Source organism: Streptomyces sp. NPDC041713 (genome assembly GCF_055591085.1).
On record NZ_JBVIZY010000019.1, the window covers coordinates 22,444 to 46,575 of the forward strand.

General features: G+C 69.8%; 18 protein-coding genes. 14 read left to right on the forward strand and 4 right to left on the reverse strand.

The features are described from left to right. Positions 1–52 precede the first annotated feature (52 nt). A complete protein-coding gene (locus ACZ6CV_RS34970; protein ID WP_469255633.1) occupies positions 53–1,195 on the forward strand; it encodes a competence protein CoiA family protein in 1,143 nt (380 codons plus the stop codon). Between the two features lie 847 nt (positions 1,196–2,042). Here ACZ6CV_RS34970 and ACZ6CV_RS34975 read toward each other — a convergent pair. After that, complete coding sequence (locus tag ACZ6CV_RS34975) at positions 2,043–3,278, reverse strand: PucR family transcriptional regulator (protein ID WP_469255635.1); 1,236 nt, start codon at positions 3,276–3,278, stop codon at positions 2,043–2,045. Positions 3,279–3,596: 318 nt separating this feature from the next. On the opposite strand from ACZ6CV_RS34975, the gene ACZ6CV_RS34980 reads away from it, so the two are divergent. Continuing rightward, entirely contained in the window at positions 3,597–4,205 is a 609-nt protein-coding gene (locus tag ACZ6CV_RS34980) for a helix-turn-helix domain-containing protein (RefSeq protein WP_469255637.1), read from the forward strand. An 86-nt stretch (positions 4,206–4,291) separates the two neighbouring features. Here ACZ6CV_RS34980 and ACZ6CV_RS34985 read toward each other — a convergent pair whose 3' ends face one another. The 3 genes from ACZ6CV_RS34985 to ACZ6CV_RS34995 all read right to left on the reverse strand — a co-directional run bounded on the left by ACZ6CV_RS34985 (position 4,292) and on the right by ACZ6CV_RS34995 (position 8,420). Next, a complete protein-coding gene (locus tag ACZ6CV_RS34985; protein WP_469255639.1) occupies positions 4,292–5,656 on the reverse strand; it encodes an NAD(P)/FAD-dependent oxidoreductase in 1,365 nt (454 codons plus the stop codon). After that, entirely contained in the window at positions 5,574–6,764 is a 1,191-nt protein-coding gene (locus tag ACZ6CV_RS34990; protein ID WP_469255641.1) for a dihydrodipicolinate reductase, read from the reverse strand. Before ACZ6CV_RS34990 ends, ACZ6CV_RS34985 begins: the two co-directional genes overlap by 83 nt. A gap of 207 nt (positions 6,765–6,971) precedes the next feature. Next, complete coding sequence (locus ACZ6CV_RS34995) at positions 6,972–8,420, reverse strand: APC family permease (protein WP_469255643.1); 1,449 nt, start codon at positions 8,418–8,420, stop codon at positions 6,972–6,974. A 610-nt stretch (positions 8,421–9,030) separates the two neighbouring features. Here ACZ6CV_RS34995 and ACZ6CV_RS35000 point away from each other — a divergent pair. The 12 genes from ACZ6CV_RS35000 to ACZ6CV_RS35055 all read left to right on the forward strand — a co-directional run bounded on the left by ACZ6CV_RS35000 (position 9,031) and on the right by ACZ6CV_RS35055 (position 23,903). Then, a complete protein-coding gene (locus tag ACZ6CV_RS35000) occupies positions 9,031–10,566 on the forward strand; it encodes a flavin-containing monooxygenase (protein WP_469255645.1) in 1,536 nt (511 codons plus the stop codon). After that, positions 10,559–11,494, forward strand: coding sequence for an alpha/beta fold hydrolase (locus ACZ6CV_RS35005; RefSeq protein WP_469255646.1), 936 nt, complete (start codon positions 10,559–10,561; stop codon positions 11,492–11,494). Before ACZ6CV_RS35000 ends, ACZ6CV_RS35005 begins: the two co-directional genes overlap by 8 nt. Then, positions 11,478–12,872 (forward strand): flavin monoamine oxidase family protein, encoded by a 1,395-nt coding sequence (locus tag ACZ6CV_RS35010; protein WP_469255648.1) that lies wholly within the window; start codon positions 11,478–11,480, stop codon positions 12,870–12,872. The genes ACZ6CV_RS35005 and ACZ6CV_RS35010 overlap by 17 nt, the downstream gene beginning before the upstream one ends. After that, positions 12,869–13,573, forward strand: a complete 705-nt coding sequence (locus tag ACZ6CV_RS35015; RefSeq protein WP_469255650.1) for a transporter — start codon at positions 12,869–12,871, stop codon at positions 13,571–13,573. The genes ACZ6CV_RS35010 and ACZ6CV_RS35015 overlap by 4 nt, the downstream gene beginning before the upstream one ends. A 26-nt stretch (positions 13,574–13,599) precedes the next feature. Further along, on the forward strand, positions 13,600–14,958 hold the full coding sequence (locus ACZ6CV_RS35020; RefSeq protein ID WP_469255652.1) for an NAD-dependent succinate-semialdehyde dehydrogenase: 1,359 nt from the start codon (positions 13,600–13,602) through the stop codon (positions 14,956–14,958). 28 nt (positions 14,959–14,986) lie between these two features. After that, on the forward strand, positions 14,987–16,102 hold the full coding sequence (locus ACZ6CV_RS35025) for a Zn-dependent alcohol dehydrogenase (protein ID WP_469255653.1): 1,116 nt from the start codon (positions 14,987–14,989) through the stop codon (positions 16,100–16,102). A 17-nt stretch (positions 16,103–16,119) separates the two neighbouring features. Further along, a complete protein-coding gene (locus ACZ6CV_RS35030; protein WP_469255655.1) occupies positions 16,120–17,376 on the forward strand; it encodes an aspartate aminotransferase family protein in 1,257 nt (418 codons plus the stop codon). A 101-nt stretch (positions 17,377–17,477) separates the two neighbouring features. Further along, positions 17,478–19,034, forward strand: a complete 1,557-nt coding sequence (locus tag ACZ6CV_RS35035) for a long-chain-fatty-acid--CoA ligase (RefSeq protein WP_469255657.1) — start codon at positions 17,478–17,480, stop codon at positions 19,032–19,034. A gap of 41 nt (positions 19,035–19,075) precedes the next feature. Next, positions 19,076–20,755: a class I adenylate-forming enzyme family protein gene (locus tag ACZ6CV_RS35040; protein ID WP_469255659.1), complete on the forward strand. Its 1,680-nt coding sequence runs from the start codon at positions 19,076–19,078 to the stop codon at positions 20,753–20,755. 3 nt (positions 20,756–20,758) lie between these two features. Beyond that, positions 20,759–21,535, forward strand: coding sequence for an SDR family oxidoreductase (locus ACZ6CV_RS35045; protein ID WP_469255661.1), 777 nt, complete (start codon positions 20,759–20,761; stop codon positions 21,533–21,535). 29 nt (positions 21,536–21,564) lie between these two features. Then, entirely contained in the window at positions 21,565–22,803 is a 1,239-nt protein-coding gene (locus ACZ6CV_RS35050; protein ID WP_469255663.1) for an acyl-CoA dehydrogenase family protein, read from the forward strand. Further along, positions 22,803–23,903, forward strand: a complete 1,101-nt coding sequence (locus tag ACZ6CV_RS35055) for a phosphotransferase family protein (RefSeq protein ID WP_469255665.1) — start codon at positions 22,803–22,805, stop codon at positions 23,901–23,903. The genes ACZ6CV_RS35050 and ACZ6CV_RS35055 overlap by 1 nt, the downstream gene beginning before the upstream one ends. Positions 23,904–24,132: the final 229 nt, after the last annotated feature.

Here is a 24,132-nt window from a genome sequence, read left to right on the forward strand (position 1 = left end):
TGTCACGATCGAAGCGGCGTCCATCGGGGCCGCGTGGCGAGCGGAGGTCAGAATGCCCAACCGGTACGTGCGACTGGCAGGATTCGACCAACGACTGGATTTGACGAAACCGGACCTCGGCGTGGCCGGCGGTACCGCACTGCTCGAACAGCTGCTCAATGACCGCCGATTGCCCTTAGCACGCCGCGGCCTCACGTGCGCGGAGGTATGCGAAAAATGGGGCTTCATCGAGCCAATGTCGGTGTACCGACGGCTGGGCAAAGTCGTCGCTGCCCACATGCGAAGCGACGCCGAGGACCGGCACTACAGCGGTGGAGAGTCTGACGAACACAAGGCGTACAAAGACCGGGCGGTCCGGGCAGCAGAGGAAGGCGGTCACAGTGCCGTCCAGGAACAATCGAGCAAGGACCGCACAGTCCGCAATGACGTCCTGATCCGCAGTGCGGACGGTGTACTACTCGGGTTCGAGTCGCAACTGTCCCCGCGCAACCCGCGTGAGATTCAAGCACGGGACGTGGCGGCCCGACGGGCTGGCGTGCTCGACGCATGGCAGACGGACAGCCAGAACATGGCGCGGGACACGACGGTGCCGTGGCTGCGTACCGACCGCGTTCCCCTGGAACTGATCATGAAGCGCGACTCCCCCATCCCGTTCCGCGGTGGTATCCGGCGCATCGAACTCGGCAAGTGCGACGAGCGGTTCCCGGGGCCGTGTCCAAAGAAACGGACAGGGAAATGCGGAGGCTGGCATCCGACCACGCGACCTGCGGAACGCCCCTTCGACGATTTCATCCGAGATGCCGCCTCCGGACTTTACGTACGAGCAATCGTCAAAGTGAAGCGGACTGCGTTTGAGTTCTGGACCCTCACTACCGATCACACTGCGTACCTCGACGCGACATCGGGCGAACCGCCCGCCGTCGCGTCGCGGCCACGTCAGGTCCGGCGTCCTATGGAGGACGGCGACCCGACGTGCCGCGTCCGGCCGCCGGCTGCGCCGAACCACGAGACTGCGCCGCTCCCCTACATCCCGGCACCCCGCGCAGTAGAGCCCGCCCCGAGCACAAGGCCGCCTGCGGTGCCGGGGACGCCACCGATCGCCTACCGGGGCAAGTGCGGGGCTGGGGTACGGCCATGCGGAGCACCCGCTCGTTTCTATCCCGCCGGATGGCTCTGCGACGATCACCGGCCGTAGTCGATTGCACGGGCTGCCCACGGGAGCGCCCCCCTGCTCCCGATCGCTCCCACGACTTCCCACTATTGACCGACCCCTGCCGCCCATGCCAGGAGCTACCAAGATCCGGGCCATTACCGGACCAGCCCCCGAGCGAAAGGCTTACAAAGCATCGTTTTCCCAGGTCAGCCTGGGTGCAGCTGTTGTACTACCAGCAGACGAAGAACCTGCTGCTGTTCGGCGCAAGCGGATCAGCAAGGCCGCTCAGCGTCACACCCTCCAGGGCCCCGGCCACACCGGCATGGCCACCGAACCCTGACCAGTCATCACCAGCACCTGACAACCCATCAGAACGAGCGTCAAATGAGCGTCATTTCAGCGTCAAGATATCACCCGTAACGCCCACACCGCACATAATGAGCACGGGCAAAACCGCAGGTCAGGAGCCCTTCGCGGCCGGTTCGAGGATGGCGACACACTCCACATGATGCGTCATCGCCAAACATGTAGAGCCAAAACAGGTTAAAGAGAACCGCAGGTCAGAGGCGCGCGAGACGCAAAACGGACTCAAGGCCAATGTGCATTACGTGCATCGTGGGCGCTACGTGCGACCCCTGACGCACGCGCGGAGGGCACCGGGGCGCTCTGCGCCCGCATGCCGACGTGCGACGTCGGCCTCTGGGCGGCGGTGTCACCGCCGCCCTCGCCGTCGATCGCAGACGTTCCGGAAGGAATGCCACTGGCGAAGGCCAGGCCGTCCAGGCACCGTCCGGGCGCCCGCGCGGTTCTGCCCGCCTTTCCCCGTCTCGCCCTTCCGGGCTCTTCCCTGAGCAAGGAAGCTCGAGCACCGCGGATGCGTGGTGTGAGCTCAGCTCGGAATGACCGTCACGATGTCAGGGGCGATGTCCAGCACCAGGAGCGCCGCCGCCACATGGGTCGGGTTGTCCTCCACCTTGACGGCCGAGAGCTCGTTGGCGCGTGAGACGCGCCGTTCGACGGTGTTGCGGTGCGCGTAGAGGTTGGCGGCCGCCCGGGTCGTACTGAAGCCGCACTGCACGTAGGTGAGCAGTGCCTGTCGCAGGGCTGTGTCGGCTTCGGCCAACGGCCCGAGGGTGTTGATGACGAACCGACGCGCGCCGGGCCGGTCCTTCGTGAGCGCGTCGATCAGCTCGACGTCGGCGTAGGCGGTGAACCGCCGGTCGGAACCCAGCCGGATCACGAGCGCCTGCGCCGCGAGGGCGTCCTGGTGGCTGGAGCGGAATCCTTCGAGACCGCGCCCCGGCCTTCCCACCGCCGCGCGGACCGCGTCGGTCGCCGCGAGGTCCTTCTCCACGTGGTGAAGGTCCGGGACGGCTTCCCCCGAGAGCCAGATCCACCGCGACGTGGCGCTGGCGCGCGCCACCAGGGCGCTTCGACCTCCGGCGGAGCAGCGCACGGCGGCGATCGCCTCGTCCAGGGCGTCGGCCTCCTGGGGATCGTCGACCCAGAGGACGAGGCCCACGTGCCACCGCGCCATCCGGTAGCGCAGGCGTCCTTCGGCAAGGTCCTCCGCCATCGGCGCGCCACTGGCGATGAGCTGGATCAGTGCGATCCCCTCGGCATCCGTGTTCCCCATCGCCGCGGCGAGGCCGGCTTGCCGCAGGGCCGCGACGGAGTCGAGGGCGTACTGCACCAGCGACTGCGCCGTCACGTCCAGGGCCCCCACGAGAAGATCGGGGTCCGCGCAGTCCGCCACGCATTCCTCCAGCCATCGCCGCCAGCCGATCCCCAAGGCCACGCGCCAGGCACCGGCGAAGTCGGGCGCGATGCCCCGGGAGACGAGGTCGTTGATGTACGCCGTGGTCCTCGGACTGACGTAGGGCTCTACCCTCCGCCCCGGTTGCTGAACGTTTGCGGTTAGCCATTGGACCACCTCGGAGCGGTTGAGCGCGCGATCCTCCTCGACCAGCGATGCGTCCGCGAGGAGTGCGGGATCGTTCTGGGCCACGAGAGAGGGCCTTGCGAAGGCGTCGATCAGGGCGTCCGTTTGCGTCAGCAGGCGCTGACACAGGGACCTGATCGCATCGGCGACCTCACGCGAGGGCGGGGGCCACAGCTCTTCCATGTTCTCAGTGTCCCTCTGCTCTCGGGGAGCCGACGCTCCCGACATGCCGTGTCCCGGACAGGCGAGGGGCTCGTCCGACCTGACCGCCGACACAGGCGCGGACCCTCGACTGCTGTTTGCTACCACTAAACGGCGGCAGGTGTACCACGCCCTCACTGGCGCCACAAGTGGTTCGACGCCGTCGCACCCTCCGCAGGGGCGCACCGAATGCCCCTGACACGCATGCCTTAGCCTCATGTCACGGAGAGGACTCGTCCGGGTCGGCCCGTCACCTGACGGGCGCACGACCTCGGCCTCGGGACGGACGGTGAGCACACCATGTCCATCGGTGACGGCGGGACAGCAGGCGGAGCGGAGAGGGGCGCCGCCGCCCTCGAAGCGTCCACGGGTGCGCGGCTGCGGAAGATCAGGCTCGACCGCGGGTTGTCGTTGACGGAGGTCGCCCACCGGGCAGAGGTCACCAAGGGCTTTCTGAGCCAGTGGGAGCGTGGGCTCACCAGCGTGTCCGTCCCGACGCTGCTGCGCGTCTGCGAGGTGCTGCGGATCGGGGTCGGGGAGCTGTTCGCGTACCCCGACGAGCACGTCGTGGACGGCGGAAGCCGGATCGACATGGGCGGTGAGGGCGTGGCCGAGTACCTGCTCACGCCCGCTGACACCACGGCGTTCCAGGTCTTCCGCTCCGTGATCGAGCCGGGCGGGGGTACCGGAGGGCCCTATCGGCTCGACACCGCCACGGTCTTCACGATGGGGTTGAGCGGTTCGACCCGTCTGATCGTCGGGGGCGAGACCCGGATGCTGTCGGAAGGGGCGTCCACGTCGTTCTCCGGCCAGACGCTTCACCAGTTCGACAATCCGGGTACGACGGTGAGCGAGGTCCTCTGGGTCCTGTCGCCTCCCCTACGGCGCGCCGCGCGAGGGCCCGCCTAGATCCTGTCGTCGCATGCCGGGCCCGCATCAGGAGTGATGCCAGGGCGGCGGCTGTTTCGCAGAACCCGGCGGTCTTGCCCGAACCCTCAGGAACCCCCGCGCCTGCCACGGCGGAGCGCCCGCCGGGCCCGTGTCCTGCTGCCGTTGAAGAAGTCGTTGAACCGGTCCAGCCCCCAGACGGCTCGGAGGACGAACGGCTGCAACAGCAGCGACATCGACGGCGAGTACTTCGAGGCGTCCGACCAGATGCCGGCGAGGTCCTCCGGCATCTCGCCGTCGACGATGTAGTCGGCGAGCTGATGGGTCACGTACGGCACCTGGCAGAGGCCGTGGCCGTTGCAGGCCATCGCGTAGAAGACGTTGTCACCCACCTGCCCGGCGACCGCCAGCCAGTCCGGGCTGATGCCGATCCAACCGCCCCAGGCCCGCTCGATGGCCACGTCGGACAGCGACGGGAACCGGTTGGCCAGGTCCTTCCCCATGTCCCGCACGACATAGGGGTCCGGAACCCGGTCCGGGAGCGGATAGGTCTGGCCTCGCTGCGCTTTGCGGACCCCGCAGACGATGGTGTTGCGCTCGGTGAGCCGGTAGTGGGTCATCAACTGGTGCTGGGTGATGATGCCGGACCGACTGGTCCAGTTGAGCGCGGCGAGCCTCTCCGGCGCGATGGGTTCCGACTCGATCTCGATGACGTACAGCGGCGTCGCGAGGTTCTTGGGCGTGATGTCCCACTCGCCGCCGTAGACGCTGGTCGCGAGCAGCACCTTGTTGGCCCGAACGGTGCCGCGCGGTGTCGTGATCTCGACGATGCCGCCTGTGCGCCGGACATCTCTCACCCGCGTCCGCTCGAAGACCTTGGCCGAGGAGTCGAGCAGTGCGCGACGCACACCACGGGCGAGCTTGCCCGGGTTCAGCATCCCCCCGATGGATTCCCTCATCCCGCCCACGAAGCCGGCGGGGAGGCCGAGCTCCTCTCTGCTGCCGACGGTCCCGCCCCCACCGAAGGCGCGCAGGATCGCCGCCTGGGTACGCACCCTGAGCATCATGAGAGGTGAGACCGCACCCCACACCAGGCCGTTGGCCACGTAGTCGCAGTCGATGTCGTGCCTCTTGATGAGGTCTTCCACATAGCGGCCCGCGTGCTCCGCCAGTTTGGCCATGACCGGCATCTTCTTCGGGGACTGGAGGCTGAGCATCCGCAGGTCGCCACCCGGCGCCCCGGCGATCTGACCGCCGTTGCGCGAGGCCGAGCCGTAGCCGCAGAACTCGGCCTCCAGCAGGACCACATCCTGGTCGCGCTCCGCGAGGCGCAGGGCGGCCGCCATGCCACCCATCCCGCCGCCGATGACGGCGATGTCGCAGGTGACATCACCGTCCAGCGCGGGCTGCACGTCGTCCGGCGGGTCGATCCAGCCGGTGAAGCTGGTGTACTTCGTACTGTCGGTCCTCATGTTGTCCCGATCTCCTTCCCGGTGGGGCGTCCGCCCCACTTCGTGCTCTCTCAGTCCTGAGAAGTCGTGGCCCCGAGTGAGGCCCGGCCCGCTCGCCGCTCTCCCTTGGCCGCGACCGAACGGCGGGCAGGTCCCCCATCGACAGGAGACCGGGACGCGCCTCGACGACCGCGGTGGAGGCGTTGACCGCCGCCGCGACGGTACTGAGGAAGGAATCGAAGCCCACGGAGGAACGGAGGTCGACGACCTGCTCCTCTCCGACGATCCGGTAGTCGTCGCCCGCGGCCAACTCGTCGGCCGGCTCGAAGAACCCGAACGTGATCTCCAGATCGATCACCACCTCGCCCTTGAGCACGCCCCGGGCGGCGTGAGTGACCGCCGCGATCTGCCCCGGTTCGATGCGCATGTGGTCCCCGACGCGCGGCGAAGTCGTCACGACAGCGGGTTCGACCTCTCCCACGTACACCGAGTCGAGATCCCATCCGAGCCCGGCCGCGAGCGCCCCGATGGCCTGCTCGAAGCCGTGGTGCCCGACGACCTCGCCCCGGCCGCGAGCCGTCGCGAACTCGCGCATGGTCAGACCGAGGCCGAACTTCGACAGGATCGCGCCGTAGCGTGACATGTTCGTCCGCCGGCGGATCCGCACGCTCTCCACACGCTGGGTCAGTGCGGTCAGGAGGAGGGGAAGGGTGTCCATCAGGACGCCCGGGTTCGCCCCGCTGCCCAGGACGGTCACGCCGTGCGGCTTCGCCGTGTCGTCGAGCCGCCGGGCCAGATCGGGGTGGCTCCGCCATGGATGGGCCAGTTCCTCGCAGATGCTCAGGACGTTGTACGAACGTTCCAGCAGCGGCAGCAGGACGTCGGCCGCCCTGCGCAGATCCGAGACGGTCGCCACGATCGCGAGGGCGGCGGCGGGCAGCTCGGCCGGGTCGCTCACGACGACGACACCGTTCGCGACGCCGCCGAGGAGCACTCCGAGGTCTTGACCGACCACGCGGGGGTCCCGGTCCGCCGCTCCCACGATCTCCACGTCCGCGCGTCGCAGCAAGGAAGAGGCGATGGCCCGGCCAGTGGCACCGAGCCCCACCACGACAGTCCGATTCTTCAACGTCACTCCCTCGGGCGCCTCGGTCGGCCCGCCCACGACACAGTGCTCGGCGAAACCGGACTCCGCCGGTGGCGGTTGCCTGGTACCCCACTGTCACAGGCCACGGCCGGGGTGAGAACGACACCGGGCACCGGCTTCCTCCGAGGGCGGTGCACGGTGCACAGACCGGCCTCGCCCTTGCGGCTCATGAGCCGACCGGCACGTCCCTCAGAGTCGCTCGTAGACAGCCGGTCGGCGCGCTCGCAGGACGAGGGCCTGCACCGCGCCGGCCACGGCCGAGAGGGCGACGAGGCCGCCGATCACCCAGGCGCCCGTGGTGGTGCCGACGAGGAGCGCGAAGTTGGCGACCATCAGGCAGACCACACAGGCCAGGCCGAGGAAGGCGACGCCCGGGGCCACGACCGTCCGCCACACCGACGGCCGCCCGTCGGCGCGCCGGAAGAAGCCGATGACGGCGAGGCTGGTGGCCGCCATCAGCAGGACGATGCCGAGCGTGGCGGCGCCGGAGAACCAGGCGTAGAGGTCCCCGATCGGGTCGAGGCCGAGCGAGGCGACGACGAGCGTGGTGACGAACGCGACCGCCGAGGCAACGGCCGAGGACGCCGACGGTGCGCGGTGCCGAGGGTGGACGACGCTCAGCGACGCCGGAAGCGCGCCGGCCCGGGACAGCGCGAACTGGTAGCGCGTCACGACGTTGTGGAAGGCCAGTACGCAAGCGAACTGGCTTGTGATCAGCAGGAGTTGCGTGGCGTCGGCCCAGACTGACCCCACGTAGCTCCGCGTCAGCGTGAGGACCAGGCCCTCGGGGTCGGCCTGCGCGGCTCCGACCACCGAGTCGACGTCGGCCCCCACCACGATCGCCCATACGGTGAACGAGTAGAAGGCTCCGATCACCAGGATCGCGACGTATGTCGCCCGCGGGACCGTGACGTCGGGGTCCTTCGCCTCGTTGCGGAACACGGCCGTCGCCTCGAAGCCGATGAACCCGAAGAGGGCGAACATGACGCCGAGCCCCAGGGAACCGGTCCCCACGATCGAGGGCGACAACGGCTCGGCCGTCAGGCCGTGGGCGCCCCCGCGGCCCACGATGCCGAGGTCCAGGACCAGGAGCAGCAGGGATTCCAGCACCAGCACGGCACCGAGCACCTTGGCGCTCAGTTCGATGTCGCGGTAGCCGAGGAAGGCGATGACGCCGAGCGAGACGAGCGCCCAGGCCCACGACGGGGAGCCGACGTCGGCGTACCGCTCGATGACGTTGCTCGTCGCGACACCGACGTAGGCGTTCACCCCGACGAGAAGCAGCGTGTAGGAGAAGAGCGCGAGGGTCGCTGCCGAGAGACCGGGGATCCGGCCCAGCCCCGCCTGGACGTAGGCGTAGAAGGCCCCCGCGTCGCGTACCCGTCCGGCCATCAGCGTGAAGCCGACCGCGAAGACCAGCAGCAGCACGGTGGACAGCACGAAGTACAGCGGCATCCCCGGGCTGCCGCTCACGGCGAAGGCGAGCGGCACCCCGCCGGCCACAAGGCCGAGCGGTGCCGCCGCGGCGACGACCATGAACACGATCTGCGACACGCCGAGCCCACGGTGGAGCGGGTTGCCCGATCCCGCTTCACCGCCGGGTGCTTCGGCGTGCCCTGTCTTGGAGAGGTCGGTCATCGCGATCACCTTTCGGCTCACGGGCCGGTACCGGCTCGTCATGGGTGGGTGAAGGAGTGCGTGGAGCGGTGCGCATTGCGAACGAACGGGTGCGGGTCCCTCGCGGTGGCTGGGCCGGAGCGGCGGGAGGTGACTCCTCCCGCCCGAGAAGACGTGGCCCCGTGCGGGTTCCGGGTCGCCGGCCGCTTCCGCTCGGCCGCGATCGGGGGAGTAACGGCGGCGATCCTTCTGCGGCTCGATACGCCTGTGGGCCCCGCTACGCGGCGAGGCCGTGACGAAAGCGGGTTCGACCTCTGCACACGACCTCGACCCCGCTGTTTAGTACCACTAAACGGTGGGGGCAAACCTCGACCCCCTCGGTCTCGCTCCCGCAATGGTGCGCCAGCAAGACGCTGCTGGACGCCGTCTCCGACCGCACTCCCGGAAGGGTCGGGCCCCTGGCTCCACCGGGGCCTCCGCCCGAACGTCGGACACCGTATGGGCGCAGCGGCCCGGTCCGCCTGTGCATCGTGCACCGAGCCCCGGCGAAGGAGGTGCCCGCTGTCGTTCTCGCAGGCGGTCCTGGCTGGCGACAGTGAGGCAACCGCCACAGGAACAGCGAGGAAACGCCATGACAGCTGAGGTGTTGGACGCCGTCGAGGAATTCGACGTGGTGATCATCGGAGCCGGGATCTCCGGGATCGGCGCGGCCACCTATTTCAGCCGGGAGCTGCCCGACAAGTCGCTCGCCGTACTGGAAGCGCGCGACGACATCGGAGGCACGTGGGACCTGTTCCGCTATCCCGGCATCCGCTCGGACTCCGACCTCCACACGTTCGGATACGCGTTCAAGCCCTGGCGCCACGAAGCCGCGATCGCCGACGCTCCCCTCATCAAGGAGTACCTCCACGAGACCGTCGAGGAGAACGGTCTGGAGCGCTTCCTCAGGCTCGGCCACCGGGTCGTCCGCGCGGAGTGGTCCACGGCGGACTCACGGTGGACCCTCATCGTCCAGACGTCAGACTCCGCCACAGGAGCGACCCGGACCAGGACGATCCACGCGGGGTGGGTCTTCGCCGCCACCGGCTACTACCGGTACGACGAGGGGTTCTCCCCGGAGTTCCAGGGACGGGAGGACTTCGAGGGCCAGATCGTCCATCCGCAGCACTGGCCCGAGGGACTCGACTACAGCGACAAGAAGGTCGTCGTCATCGGCAGCGGCGCGACCGCGATCACTTTGGTGCCGGCCATGACCACCGGGGCGGGCGCCGCCCGGCACGTGACGATGCTGCAGCGCACCCCCACCTACGTCATGGCGCTCCCCCGCGTCGACAAGGTCGCCCTGGCGCTCACGAAGCTGCTCGGGGAAGAGCGCGGGTATGCCGTGACGCGGTTCAAGAACATCTGGACCGAACACGCCGTTGTGAAGGGCCTGCGGACCTTCCCCAAGGCAGGACGGGCTTTCATCCGGCGCGAGAACGTCAAGCGCCTTCCCAAGGGGTTCGACGTCGACAAGCACTTCAACCCGCCCTACGACCCGTGGGATCAGCGGGTGTGCGTGGCGCCGAACGGCGACTTCTTCGACGCGATCAAGCAAGGAAGGGCTTCCGTCGTCACCGACGCGGTGGCGAGGTTCAGCAAGCGCGGCATCGTCCTTGCGTCGGGTGAGGAGCTGGAAGCCGACATCATCGTCACCGCGACGGGGCTGACCCTTCGGCTCTTCGACGGCATGCCCATCGTGGTCGACGGGCACCAGGTCGACATCGCGGACGCGCTCTGTTACCGCGGCATGCTGCTGAGCGGGATGCCGAACTGGGCGATGGCGATCGGCTACACCACCTCGTCCTGGACGCTCAAGGTGAGCCTGATGTGCCGTTACTTCATCGACCTGGTCAGGCACATGGACGCCCGCGGATACGACACGGTGGTTCCGGTCGCACCGCCGGGAACGAACCGCAGGCCCGTCATGGACCTTCAGGCCGGATACGCCAAGCGCGGCGAGAAGTTCCTGCCCAAGCAGGGGCCCGAGAAGCCCTGGCGGATGGCGATGTCCTACCCCGAGGACGCCAGGGCGCTGCGCGGCCCGGTGTCCGACGAGAACCTCCGGTTCGGCGCCCGCCGGGCAGCCGCGCCGGCACCCGGCGGGAGGCGAGGCACCCGTGTCTGAGACGAGCGCCGCCGAGGGCGGCGAACAGTACGCGACCCTGCCGTCCGGGATGACGATCTGCTTCCGGGACCACGGCGACAAGGACGCCCCCGCGATGCTGCTCATCGCGGGACTGGGCGAAGACCTCACCTTCTGGACCGACTCGTTCGTCGGCTCCCTCGTCGCCCGCGGTTTCCGGGTCGTCGCGATCGACAACCGTGACGTCGGCCAGTCGACGTTCGTCGCCTCGCCCCCTCCCGGGCTCTGGCGTCAGATCGCCGCGCGTCCGCGCGGCGACGCGTACACGCTGGCCGACATGGGGCAGGACGCCGTCGGCGTACTCGACCATCTCGGGATCGCGCGGGTGCACCTGGTCGGGCGGTCGATGGGAGGGATGATCGCGCAGACGATCGCGGCCATGGCGCCCGAGCGGGTGCTGTCGCTGGCCTCCCTCTATTCCACGACCGGGGCGCGCAAGGTCGGTCAGCCGGCCCTGTCGACGATCCGGCTCCTCGCCGCCCCGCCGGCGAGGAACAGGACCGCGGCGGTCCGTGCTCATCTGAGGCTCACCCGTCACATCGCGGGAACGGAACATCCCATCGACGACGCGGCCGAGGCGGCCATCGCGGCGCGCGGCTGGGACCGCAGCGCCGGCGACCCGGCGGCCGGCACGGCGCGCCAGATCCAGGCCATCCAGCGCTCCGGGGACCGGACGGCCCAGCTGAGCCGGATCACCGCCCCGACGCTGGTCATCCACGGCGACCGTGACCCGCTGGTGAGCCCGAGCGGCGGCGCCGCGACGGCACGGGCGATCCGCTCGGCCCAGCACGTGGTCATCCCCGGCATGGGCCATCACCTCCCCGAGTCCCTCGTCGACCCCATCACGACCTACATCGCGCAGCACGCGAACCGCGTGGGTGAAGGAGGCAGCCATGTCCGGATCTCGTGAGCCCCGCTCCGCGAGCACCACGGTCGACGTCGTGGTCGTCGGTGCCGGTTTCGCCGGTCTGAGCGCGGCGGAGCGACTGGTGAGCACGGGGCGGTCCGTCCTGGTCGTGGAAGGCCGCGACCGGGTCGGAGGCCGCTCGCTCTCCGGCGAGGTGGCCGGTGTGAAGGTCGACCTCGGAGCGACCTGGGTGGCCCGGCGCCACACCGCCGTCCGGGACCTCGCGAGCCGGGTGGGGTGTACCACCACCGACCAGTTCGCCCAGGGCCGCAACGTGCTGTGGATGGCAGGCCGGCGCCGCACCTACAGCGGCACCATTCCCAAGGTCTCCCCCGCGGCCCTGGTGGACATGGCCCGCATGCAAGCGGCGGTGAACAAGCTGGTCGCGACCGTCGACGTGGACGCCGCGTGGGAGACGCCCGGGGCCGGCCGACTCGACACCCTCTCGTTCGGTGAGTGGCTCGACCGGAAGAACGCGCTGCCCGGCACCCGCGCGCTGATGACCGTCATCAGCAAGGTGCAGTGGGGCTGCACCCCGGGAGACGTCTCCCTGCTGCACGCACTGCGCTACATCCGTTCGGCGGGCGGACTCGACCACATGCTGGACGTCGAGGGCGGCCAGCAGCAGGACCGGATCGTCGAGACCACCCAGGAGATCGCCAAGCGGGTGGCGGAGCGGCTCGGCGACCGCGTGCGCCTGGAGACACCGGTGCGCCGCATCGCACAGGACGACGACGGCGTCACCGTCCGCACCGACTCCGGCGAAATCCGCGCCCGCTACGCCATCGTCACCGCCTCGCCGGCGCACCGCGCCGCCATCGCCTTCGAGCCCGCTCTGTCCGAGCAGGGCGAAGGGCTCACGCGGACCTGGCACATGGGCGTGCTGAGCAAGGCGTTCGTGGCCTACGAGAGGCCGTTCTGGAGGGCGGAGGGCTGTTCCGGTGAGGCGGTGACCGACACCGGGACCGTGTTCATCACCTTCGACGTGTCCCCCGCCCCCGGCGGACCGGGCGTCCTGATGGCCTTCTGCGATCCGCGCGTCTTCGACGGCTTCAGCCCCGAGACACGGCGCGACCGGGTGGTCCGGCAGCTCGCCGACCTCTACGGTCCGCAGGCGCTCGCCCCGATCGACTACGTGGACCACTGCTGGGGAGCGGAGCCCTTCGCCCCGGGCGGCCCCAACCCCGCCGTCGCTCCTTACGCGACCACGAGCTTCGGCAAGGCGCTGAGCGAGCCCGACGGGCGCGTCCACTGGGCGGGCTCCGAAACCGCCGGCGAATGGGCCGGAACCATGAACGGCGCGGTTCTGACGGGCCAGCGCACCGCCGAGAGCGTCCTCACCCTGCTGACCCGCGACGTCCGAGAGGGGGCGTCCCGATGAAGGAGACGCTGTTCCTGCTGGCCGACCTATGGATGATCTTCGCCGGTTACTTCTACGGCTGGAAATTCATCCGCCGCTACGGCAACTACCTCTTGGGCCTCGAATGGATGGTCGTCGCTACGTCAGGCACCAACTTCCTGCTCTGGTCGCTGCTCGGGGCCAAGAGCGACAGCGTGCTGTACGACCTGGCGTACTTCTTCGACGCGTTCTCCAGGTCGGTCGGCATCACGCTCATCCTGGCCCTGGGCCTGATGAAGGTCACCCATCGCTACAAGCCGAGCCGCAGCGTCGACGTCGCCGTGTTCGGGGTCGCGATCGTGGCCGCCCTGTTCCTCCGCCCCTTCCACGGCGCGGATCTCGACACCGACCGTGGTGCGTTCTGGGTCTCCGTGTTCTACGTCGTCGTCAACCTGCTCACGGCCGCGTTCCTCTGCTACTTCGTCAAACGGCTCTGGAGCGCGAGCGCGAGGTGGTCCGCGGTCTGGGCCGGACTGGTCACGGCCGCCGGGACCACCATCGCGATCACGTACGACTTCTTCCCCCTGACGTTCGACGACGCGAACCGCACGATCTTCTACACCGCCGCGCTGGCGACCTGGGGCACCCAGGGATTCGTCTACTTCCGCGCCTACCGCGCGCTGCACGACCGCGACGCGGCTCTGGACCCGTACCCGGCCCGCACGGCCGGGGCCCCCGCATGAACCCGAATCACGACGAAGGAGTCAGTATGGCGAAGCGGCACGTGTACGCGGTGGTGGATCCCGCCAGCGGCAAGTTGGTCAAGGAGTACCCCACCGCGACGGACGAGGTCGTCGACGGGGCGCTCGACGCGGCGGCGAACGCCTACGCGCACTGGTCGAGGCAGACCTCCGTGGAACAGCGCGCCCAACTGTTGAACACTGTCGCCACCCTGCACGAGGAGCGCCGCCGGCAGCTCGCCGAGATCATCCACCGGGAGATGGGCAAGCCCGTGGACGAGGCCGTCGGGGAGGTCGAGTTCAGCGCCTCGATCTACCGGTACTACGCCGAGTACGCGGAGAAGTTCCTCACCGACGAGCCGATCGAGCTCCTGGAGGGAGAGGGAACCGCCTTCGTCCGCCGCCAGCCGGTCGGCGTGCTGCTCGGGATCATGCCCTGGAACTACCCGTACTACCAGGTGGCCCGGTTCGCCGCGCCCAACCTCGCACTGGGCAACACCATCGTGCTCAAGCACGCGTCGCAGTGTCCGGAGTCGTCCGCGGCTCTCCAGCAACTGTTCACGGACGCGGGCTTCCCCCAGGGCTGCTACGTCAACGTCCACGCCACCCGCGAGCAGATCGGTCGCGCCATCGCGGACCCCCGCGTGCAGGGCGTCTCCTTCACCGGTTCGGAGCGGGCCGGCGCGGAGGTCGCCGAGCAGGCCGGACGCAGCCTCAAGAAGGTGGTGCTCGAACTGGGCGGCTCGGACCCGTTCATCGTGCTGTCGACCGACGACCTCGACGCCACGGTCCAGGCGGCGGTCGAGGCGCGGTTCGAGAACGCCGGGCAGGCGTGCAACGCCGGGAAGCGCTTCATCGTCGCCGATGACGTCTACGACGCCTTCCTCGCCACGTTCACCGAGAAGGTGCTCGCGCTAACCGACGGACTGGCGCCGCTCTCCTCGGTCGCCGCCGCCGAGTACGTCGAGGAACAGGTCGGGCAAGCCGTCGACGAGGGGGCGACCTTCGTCTCCGCACGGCAGCGCGAGGGGGCGTACTTCCCGCCCGGCGTGCTGACGGGCCTCTCCCCGGCGTCGCCGTCGGCTGCCGAGGAGCTCTTCGGTCCCGTCGCGACCGTCTACCGGGTCGCCTCCGAGGACGAGGCCGTCGAGCTGGCCAACGACACCCCGTACGGCCTTGGCTCCTACGTGTTCACGACGGACGCCGAGCAGGCGCTGCGCGTCGCCGACAGGATCGACGCTGGCATGGCCTTCATCAACGGCGTCGGCCTCGAAGGCGCGGAACTCCCCTTCGGCGGCGTCAAGTTGTCCGGCTTCGGCCGCGAGCTGGGACGGGCGGGAATCGACGAGTTCGCCAACAAGAAGCTCATCCGCACCGCTCGGACGTGACCGCCCCCAACACGGAAGGAAGACCTTCATGACGATCGAGTTCGACGCCGCCGTCTTCAGGACGCCGAACGAACCTCTGACCATCGAGCGGGTGACGATCCCCTCGACGCCTCCGCCCGGCGAGGTGCTCGTGCGGCTCCGGGCGGGCGGGGTGTGCCACAGCGACCTCCACGTCCTCCTGGGCGAATGGGAGGTTCCTACGCCGATGATCCTCGGCCATGAGGGAGCTGGGATCGTCGAGAGCGTCGGCGAGGGCGTCACGACGCTCAAGAAGGGCGACCACGTCGTGCTGTCCTGGACGCCCTCGTGTCGCCGCTGCCGCTACTGCATCAGCGGCAGGCCCGTCCTCTGTGACATGGTCAGCCAGCACTCGGCGAACCACCTGTCGTTCGACGGCCGGTCCAGGATCACGTCCGCCGGCGGGGACGACGTGCTCAGCTTCGCGGGCCTCGGAGCGTTCGGCGAGTACGCCCTCGTGCCCGAGTCGGGGGCGATCGCCGTCCGGGACGACGCCCCGTTCCCGCAGGCGGCTCTGGTCGGATGCGCCGTCACGACCGGTGTCGGCGCGGCCGTCAACACCGCCAACGTGCGGCCGAGCGACACCGTGCTGGTCCTCGGCTGCGGCGGCGTCGGCCTGAACGCGATCCAGGGGGCCCGGCTCACCGGCGCGCGGAAGATCATCGCCGCGGACATCTCCGACGAGAAGTTGGAGCAAGCGCGCGTCTTCGGCGCGACCGACCTGATCAACAACGGCCGCGAGGACTTCGCGGACCGGGTGCGACAGCTCACCGACGGGCGCGGTGTGGAGATCGCCATCGAGGCCATCGGGCTGCCCCGCACCATCGAGGCGGCCTACGAGGTCCTGGCCCGGGGCGGCACGGCGGTGGTGGCCGGGCAGGTGGCGGACGGCATGCGGATATCCATCGACCCCTTCGTGATGTCCGATCAGGAGCTCTCGCTCATCGGTTCGAACTACGGCTCCAGCAAGCCTGCTTCCGACTTCCCGCTGCTGATCGACCACTACATGAACGACCGCATCGATCTCGACTCCCTGGTGACGAGCGTGATCGGTCTGCAGGACGTCAACGAGGCGTTCGACCAGATGAAGCGCGGCATCGGCATCCGCTCGGTGATCACGTACTGAAAGGCAGGGGCGATCTTATGGCCCTGGAATCATCCCGCTCGGCCTTCGAGCGAGCCCGCCGCAGCGTCGGCGGGGGCGTGGGGTCGGGCCTGCGCGCCGCGATGCCACCCCATCCGCTCTTCATACGCGAGGCCCGGGGCGCGCACGTCTGGGACCTGGACGGCGACCGGTACGTCGACTACGTGATGGCCTGGGGGCCGCTCGTCCTCGGTCACGGTGACCCGCGTGTGCTGTCCGCGGTGTCCGAGGTCGCGACGAAGATGCAGGTCGTCGGCACCGGCCATCCGCTGGAGTACCTCGCGGCGGAAGCGGTCCTCGAGGCCGTGCCGCACGGCGAGCGGCTGCTGTGGAGCAACACGGGGACCGAGGCGGTGCAGGTGGCGCTGCGCCTCGCGCGCGCCGCCACCGGGCGGCGCCGCGTCCTCAAGTTCGCCAAGAGCTACCACGGCTGGCACGACACCGTGTACGCCGGGATGTCCGAGGACGACTGCGACCGCCCCGCCACCCCCGGTGGGGCAGGACAGTCGGCCAGCGTCCTCGACGACCTGGTCGTGGCGCGCTTCAACGACGTACGGCTGGCCGAGCGCCTGCTGGGCGAGGCCGTCGAGCGCGACATCGCGGCGGTGCTCGTCGATCCGGTGATGAGCAACGCGGGCGTCGAAGCACCCTCACCGCGGTTCCTGTCGACCCTGTGGACCCTCTGCGACCGGCACGGCGTCGTCCTCGTCTTCGACGAGGTGATCGCCGGGTTCCGGATCGCCCGGGGCGGGGCGGCCGAGAAGTACGGCGTCCTTCCCGACCTGTCCGTCTTTGGGAAGGCGATGGCCGGCGGCTTCACCCAGAGCGCCGTCGTAGGCCGGTCCGATCTGATCGACCAGGTGACGTCCGGAGTCGTTCACGCCGGCACCTTCAACGCCAACCCGATCGCACTGGCGGCCGTCGCGGCGACGATGCGCGTCCTGGCCGATCCCGCGGTCTACGAGCAACTCGAACGGACCTCGTCCGAGTTCGAAGCCCTCGTCGGCGCCGTTCTCCGTTCGTCGCCCGACTTCGGCAGCTTCAACCGGGTCGGCTCGCTCCTCCAGTACGTCCCCGCCGGGGGCACCACGGGGCTTCACGGAACGAGCGGGCTCTGGGCGGTGATCCTCGCAGGGATGCTGCGGCAGGGCTTCCTGTTCATGCCGTCCGGCAAGGTCTTCCTCAGCACGGCTCACACCACCGCCGACATCGAGGCGACGGCCGAGGCCCTCGACCGGTTCCTGCGGACGTTGTGACACCCGCGTCGAGTCACGCGTTACCCCCACCCGCTCCGAGCCAGGCCGCGTGTTCTGTTCCTCCGCGGCCTGGCCCGGTCCACCTTTCCGGAAATGGCACCATGCTGAACCTCTCGGTCCTGCTCGAGGACTCCGCCCGTACGCACCCGGACCGGGACGCGGTCGTCCTCGGCACGACGCGTCTCACCTACGCCCAGATCGACGCCGCCGCCAATCAGGTCGCCAACCTCCTGGTCGACCGCGGCATCTGGCCCGGCGACAAGGTCGCGCTCAGTTGTCCGAACGTGCCCTGGTTCCCGATCGTCTACTACGGGATCCTCAAGGCCGGCGCCGTCGTCGTCCCGCTCAACGTCCTGCTCAAGGGCCGGGAGGTCGCCTACCACCTCGCCGACTCGGAGGCGAAGGCGTACTTCTGCTTCGAGGGCGGCGAGGGCCTGCCGATGGGTGCGGAGGGATACGCCGGGTTCACCGGGACCCCGGGCTGCGAGCGCTTCTTCCTCATCACCGCCGATCCCGCGGCGGAGAGTCCGATCGAGGGCGTCGAGACCGTGGGCGCCGCACTGCGGGGGACTGCGACGACCTTCGACAGCATCGGGACATCGGGGGACGACCCGGCCATGCTGCTCTACACGAGCGGTACGACAGGGCAGGCGAAGGGCGCCGAACTCAGCCACGCCAACCTGGTGCTCAACGCCCTCGCGGTCAACCAGTTGTTGGAGAACCGGCCGGCGCTGGACACCCATCTGGTCGTGCTGCCGCTGTTCCACTCCTTCGGCGCGACCGTGCAGTTGAACGCCGGCTTCTCGAGGGCGAGCACGCTGGTGCTGCTGCCGCGGTTCGACGCCCGGCAGGCGGTGTCCCTGATGCAGCGGGAGGACATCACCGTCTTCGCGGGTGTCCCCACCATGTGGTGGGGCCTGTTGCAGGCGCTCACCGAGGACGTCGACGTCGAGAGGATCGCGAGGAACCTGCGCGTCGGAGTCTCCGGCGGCGCCGCGCTCCCCGCGGAACTCATCAAGCAGGTCAGGGAGCGACTGGGCGTCCAGGTCCTGGAGGGCTACGGCCTCTCCGAGACCTCGCCGGTGGTGACCTTCAGCGACCCGGCGCGGGAGCCCCGTCCCGGGTCGATCGGCGTACCGATCTGGGGCGTCGAGGTCAAACTCGTCGACTCGGACTGGTCGGAGGTCGAGGACGACGGCACGGGCAGCGCCGTCGGCGAGATCGCGGTCAAGGGCCACAACGTGATGAAGGGGTACCACGGCCGCCCCGAGGCCACCGCGGAAGCGATCCGGGACGGTTGGTTCCGCACCGGCGACCTGGCCCGCAGGGACAAGGACGGCTTCTACTACATCATCGACCGGGCGAAGGACCTGATCATCCGCGGTGGCTTCAACGTGTACCCACGCGAGATCGAGGAGGTCCTGATGACACACCCGGCGATCAGCCTGGCCGCGGTCGTCGGCGTGCCGCACGAGAGTCACGGCGAGGAGATCAAGGCGTTCGTCATCCTCGAGCGCGGCGCCGAGGCCCGCCCCGACGAGCTTGTCGCCTGGGGCAAGGAGCAGATGGCCGCCTACAAGTACCCGCGCATCGTGGAGGTCGTGCAGACCCTCCCGATGACGTCCACCGGAAAGATCCTCAAGCGCGAGCTCACGTGACCGGCGCGCCAAGGCATGGACATGGGTGGGAAGGACGGCAGATGACAGTGGACGAGGGTCGGCGGCGGGACTCGTTTCCCGACGGGTCCCGTACGGGGCCGGACGCAGGCCCCGGCTCGCTCGTGGTCGCCTGGAAGGCACGCGTGGCGAAGAACCCGGAGGGCACGGCGCTCCGCTTCTTCGACGGCGCTCTGTCCGCGCGGGAGGTGGACGCGGCGTCGGACGCCCTGGCCGCCGCGTTCGAGGCCCGCGGAACCGGCCGGGGTGATCGTGTCGGGGTGTACCTGCAGAACGTCCCGCAGTACGCGCTGGTGCTGCTGGCCCTGTGGAAGCTGGGGGCCACGGCGCTGGGACTCAATCCGATGTACCGGCGCCAGGAACTCCGCCGGATCGTCGACGACTCCGGGGCGGTCGGCGTCGTCTGCGCGGACGAGGATGTCCACGAGACGCTCGGCACCCTAGCGGGGAGTTCGGTGCGGTGGCTGATCAGCACCTCGGCGCTGGACTACCAGTCGAAGAACGATCCGCGGGTCTTCGCGACGACGGAACGCCTGGCCCCCGCGCCGGACGGCGACCTGGTGGCCCTGATCGGCGAGTTCGAGGGCCGCGGTCCCTCGCGCGTGGAGCCGACCCGCGACGACGTCGCGTTCCTGACGTACACGTCGGGGACGACGGGCCCGCCGAAGGGCGCCATGAACACCCACGGCAACGTCCTGAGCGTGGTGGGGACCTGCGCGTCATGGATGGGCGTGGACGACGGGGACGTCGTGTTCGCCATGGCCCCGCTGTTCCACATCACCGGCGCCGTGGTCAACGCGACGATCTCCCTGCTCACCGACACCACGCTCGTCTTCACGGGCCGCTTCCACCCCGAGGTCGTCCTGGAGGCGTTCGCCGAGCACGGGGTGACCTACACGATCGGTTCCATCACCGCGTACAACGCGATCTTCCAGCTCCCGCAGGCCGGACCGGGCCACTTCGCGTCGGTGAAGGCCCTCTACTCCGGGGGCGCGCCGATCCCGCTGGCGACCGTCGAGCGGTTCCGGGAGCGGTTCGGCGTCTACCTCCACAACGGCTACGGGATGACCGAGACGACGTCCGCCGTCATCGCCGTGCCGCCGGGTGAGCGGGCACCGGTGCATCTGCCGAGCGGGACGCTGTCCGTCGGCAAGCCGCTGCCGCATCTCACCGCCCGCGTCGTCGACCTGCACGGCGACCCGGTGCCCCCCGGTGAGCAGGGTGAGCTGGAGTTGAGCGGGCCGCAGGTGGTGCCCGGGTACTGGGGCAAGCCCGAGGCCACTCGTCGGACGATGCCGGAGGGCCGGCTGCGTACCGGTGACGTCGCGGTGATCGACGAGGAGGGCTGGGTCTACCTGGTGGACCGGCTCAAGGACCAGATCAACGTGTCCGGGTACAAGGTCTGGCCGCGCGAGGTCGAGGACGCGCTGTACGAGCATCCGTCGGTCCTGGAGGCCGCGGTCGTCGGCCGGCCGGACGAGTACCGCGGCGAGACCGTCGTCGCCTACGTCTCCCTCAAGGCGGACCTGACCGCATCCGCGGAGGAGCTGATCGCCTTCTCCCGCGAGCGGCTGGCGGCCTACAAGTGCCCCCGCACGATCCATTTCCTCACCGACCTTCCCAAGACCCAGAGCGGCAAGATCCGGCGCGCCGAACTCCGCGACACGGACGGCACCGCGCCGGCGCGCCTCCCGAAGGACTGATCCATGAGCAAGAACCACACCGGCCGATTCTCGGGCCGCACCGCCGTCGTGACGGGAGCGAGCCGGGGCATCGGTCTCGCCGTCGCCGAACGGCTCATCGCCGAAGGGGCGCGCTTGTGCCTGACCGCGCGCAAGGCCGGTCCCCTCGAAGAGGCGGCGGCCTCCCTCCCCCCGGGCAGCGTCATCACCGTCGCCGGCAGGGCGGACGATCCCGACCACCGCCGCGAGGTCCTGGACACCGTCGCGCGCGAGTTCGGCGGGCTCGACGTCCTCGTGAACAACGCGGGCATCAACCCTGCCTACGGTCCCGTCGTCGGCCTGGAACTCGACGTCGCCCGCAAGGTGCTGGAGGTCAATGTCCTGGCCACCCTCGCCTGGGTGCAAAACGCCGTGGCCCACCCGAAGCTCGGTTTCACCGAGCGCGGCGGCGCTGTCGTGAACCTCTCCTCCATCACCGGCGACACCCCGTCACCCGGCGTCGGCCTCTACGGCGTGAGCAAGGCGGCGGTGTCCCATCTGACCCGGACCCTGGCCGCCGAACTCGGCCCGGAGATCCGCGTCAACGCGGTGGCCCCCGCCGTGGTGAAGACCCGGTTCGCCGAAGCCCTGTACGAGGGCAAGGAGGCCGAGGTCGCCGCCGACTACCCGCTGCGCCGCCTGGGCGAGCCGTCGGACGTTGCCTCCGCCGTGGCCTTCCTGGCCTCGCAGGACGCCTCCTGGGTCACCGGGCGCGTTCTCACCGTCGACGGCGGCCTCACGGTCGCCGGCGGCACCGCGTAACGACCGCACCCATCCCACAAAGGACAGCCATGACTACCCCTGACCTTCCGCCCGAGGTCGCAGAACTCGCGGAGCGCACCCGCCGGTTCATCCGCGAGACCGTCATCGACGCCGAACCCGCCCCCGGCGGACGTCTCGACCAGGCCACTCGCGACCGGCTGCAGGCCGCGGCGAAGGAGGCCGGCGTCTTCGCGCCCCTCGTGCCGAAGGAGTACGGCGGGCAGGGACTGCCCATCGAGCGCTGGTCGCCCATCCTGCAGGAGGCCGGTTACTCGCCGATCGGTCCCGTCGCGCTCAATTGCATGGCTCCCGACGAGGGCAACATGCACATGCTCAACCTCATCGCCACCGAGGAGCAGAAGAAGCTGTATCTCGCGCCTCTGGCGGCGGGGGAGGTCCGGTCCTGCTTCGGCATGACCGAGCCTCACCCCGGAGCGGGATCCGACCCGGCCGCGCTGCGGACTACGGCCGTGCGCGCCGACGGCGGCTGGATCATCGACGGCCACAAACGGTTCACCAGCGGCGCCGTCGGTGCCGGGTTCTGCATCGTCATGGCGCGCACCCCTGCCGTCGACGGCTCCCCCGAGGGAGCCACCATGTTCCTCGTCGACATGACGAACCCCGGGATCCGGGTCGGCGAGGCGATCCACACGGTCGACCGTTCCATCGACGGCGGCCACCCGCATCTGTACATCGAGAACTGCTTCGTCCCCGACGCCGCGGTCCTCGGCGAGATCGGACTCGGCTTCCGGTACGCGCAGGTACGGCTCGGCCCCGCGCGGCTCACGCACTGCATGCGGTGGCTGGGGCTGGCGCGCCGGGCACACCACATCGCCCTCGACCGGGCTGCGAAGAGGGAGCTGTTCGGCGGTCCGATCGACTCGCTCGGCCTGGCCCAGCACCTGATCGCCGAGTCCGTGATCGACATCGAGACATCCGACGCGATCATCACCAAGACCGCGGCCCTGCTGCACAGCGACCCGAAGGCGGGCTCGGCAATGTCCTCGGTCGCGAAGGTCCACTGCTCCGAGGCGATCTACCGGGTGATCGACCGTGCCGTCCAGATATGCGGCGGCGACGGCGTCTCCGACGGACTCCCGCTGGCCCAGTACCTGAACGAGGTGCGTCCGTTCCGCATCTACGACGGCTCCAACGAGACCCACCGGTGGGCCATCGCACGCCGTGCCTCGGCCGGTCGGCGGGCCACTGTCCAGGCCGGTGAGCGATACCTGGGCGACGCCGTCGTCGGCCGGAACGGGGGCGCGTGATGCACACCGTCCCCGACGGCGTGGAGGTCGTCGCGAGCCGCGAGCGGGCCCGTCACCTCGACAGCCCTCCCCTCCTGGTCCTCGACGCGGTCACCGGCTTCCTCGACGCACACGGCATCGGCAGCGGACCGATCGCGTGGCAACGCATCGGCGACGGCCACTCCAACGTCACCTACCTGATCGAACGCGGCGGCGAGTCCGTCGTCCTGCGCCGCGGCCCGCGCCCGCCGCTGCCGAAGTCGACGCACGACATGGTGCGCGAGGCACGCATCCAGAAGCTCCTCCACGGGCACGGGGTGCCGGTGCCGGAGATCCTCGCCGTCTGCGAGGACGAGGACGTTCTGGGCGTGCCGTTCTACCTCATGTCCCGGCTCGACGGCACGATCGTCACCGACACGATCCCGCCCCACCTCTCCGCCGCCGAACAGCGCCGGCTGACCAGCGAGGCGGTCGTCGACACCCTCGTCGCCCTGCACGGCATCGACGTGACCGGAGGTGAACTCGCCTCCCTGGGCCGACCCGAGGGGTATCTGCGGCGGCAGGTCGAGCGGTTCCGCGGCCTCTGGGAGGTCAACACCAGCCGCAGCCTGCCCGCGGTGGAGCGCATCGCGGACTGGCTCGCCCAGAACCTGCCGCCGAGCCAGTCGGCTTCGGTGGTGCACGGCGACTACCGCATGGGCAACCTCATGTTCGCCCCGCGGGCCCCGGCCGAGGTCCTCGCGATCCTCGACTGGGAGATGGCCACGCTCGGCGACCCGCTCGCGGACCTGGGGTACCTCACCGCCACGTGGTCCGAGGCCGGTAGCCCTGCCACCCCGCTCGAACTCACCAAGGTGACCCGTTCACCCGGCTACCTCACCCGGTGTCAACTGGCAGAGCGCTACCAGCGCCGCACTGGGCTCGATCTCACCTCGCTCCCCTGGTACCAGACCCTCGCCCTCTGGAAGGCGGCGATCTTCTGCGAGGCCATCCACACCCGCTGGCTCCGCGGCGAGCGTCCCCACGACACCACCTTCGGACCGTCCCTCGAAACAGGCGTCCCCCGGCTCCTGGAGCGGGCCGGGCACTACGCCGGCCTGACGGCGACCGGCCGCCGCTGACGCCCCACGCCCGTTCACCAGCCTCACCGCTGCAGCCGACTCCCTCGCCCGTCGCCACGGCTGCGACCCTTCCCGCGCCCCCTCGCACCGAGTCCGTCTTCCCTGTCCTCCCCGAGAGAGGTCCCGTGCCCTCCAATTCCTCCCAGCATTCCCCCCCCCGCGACACACGGATGCTGGTCACCGCCAACGCGCTGCCGCTCGCCGTCGGCGTCCTGCTCTCCTGCTCTCC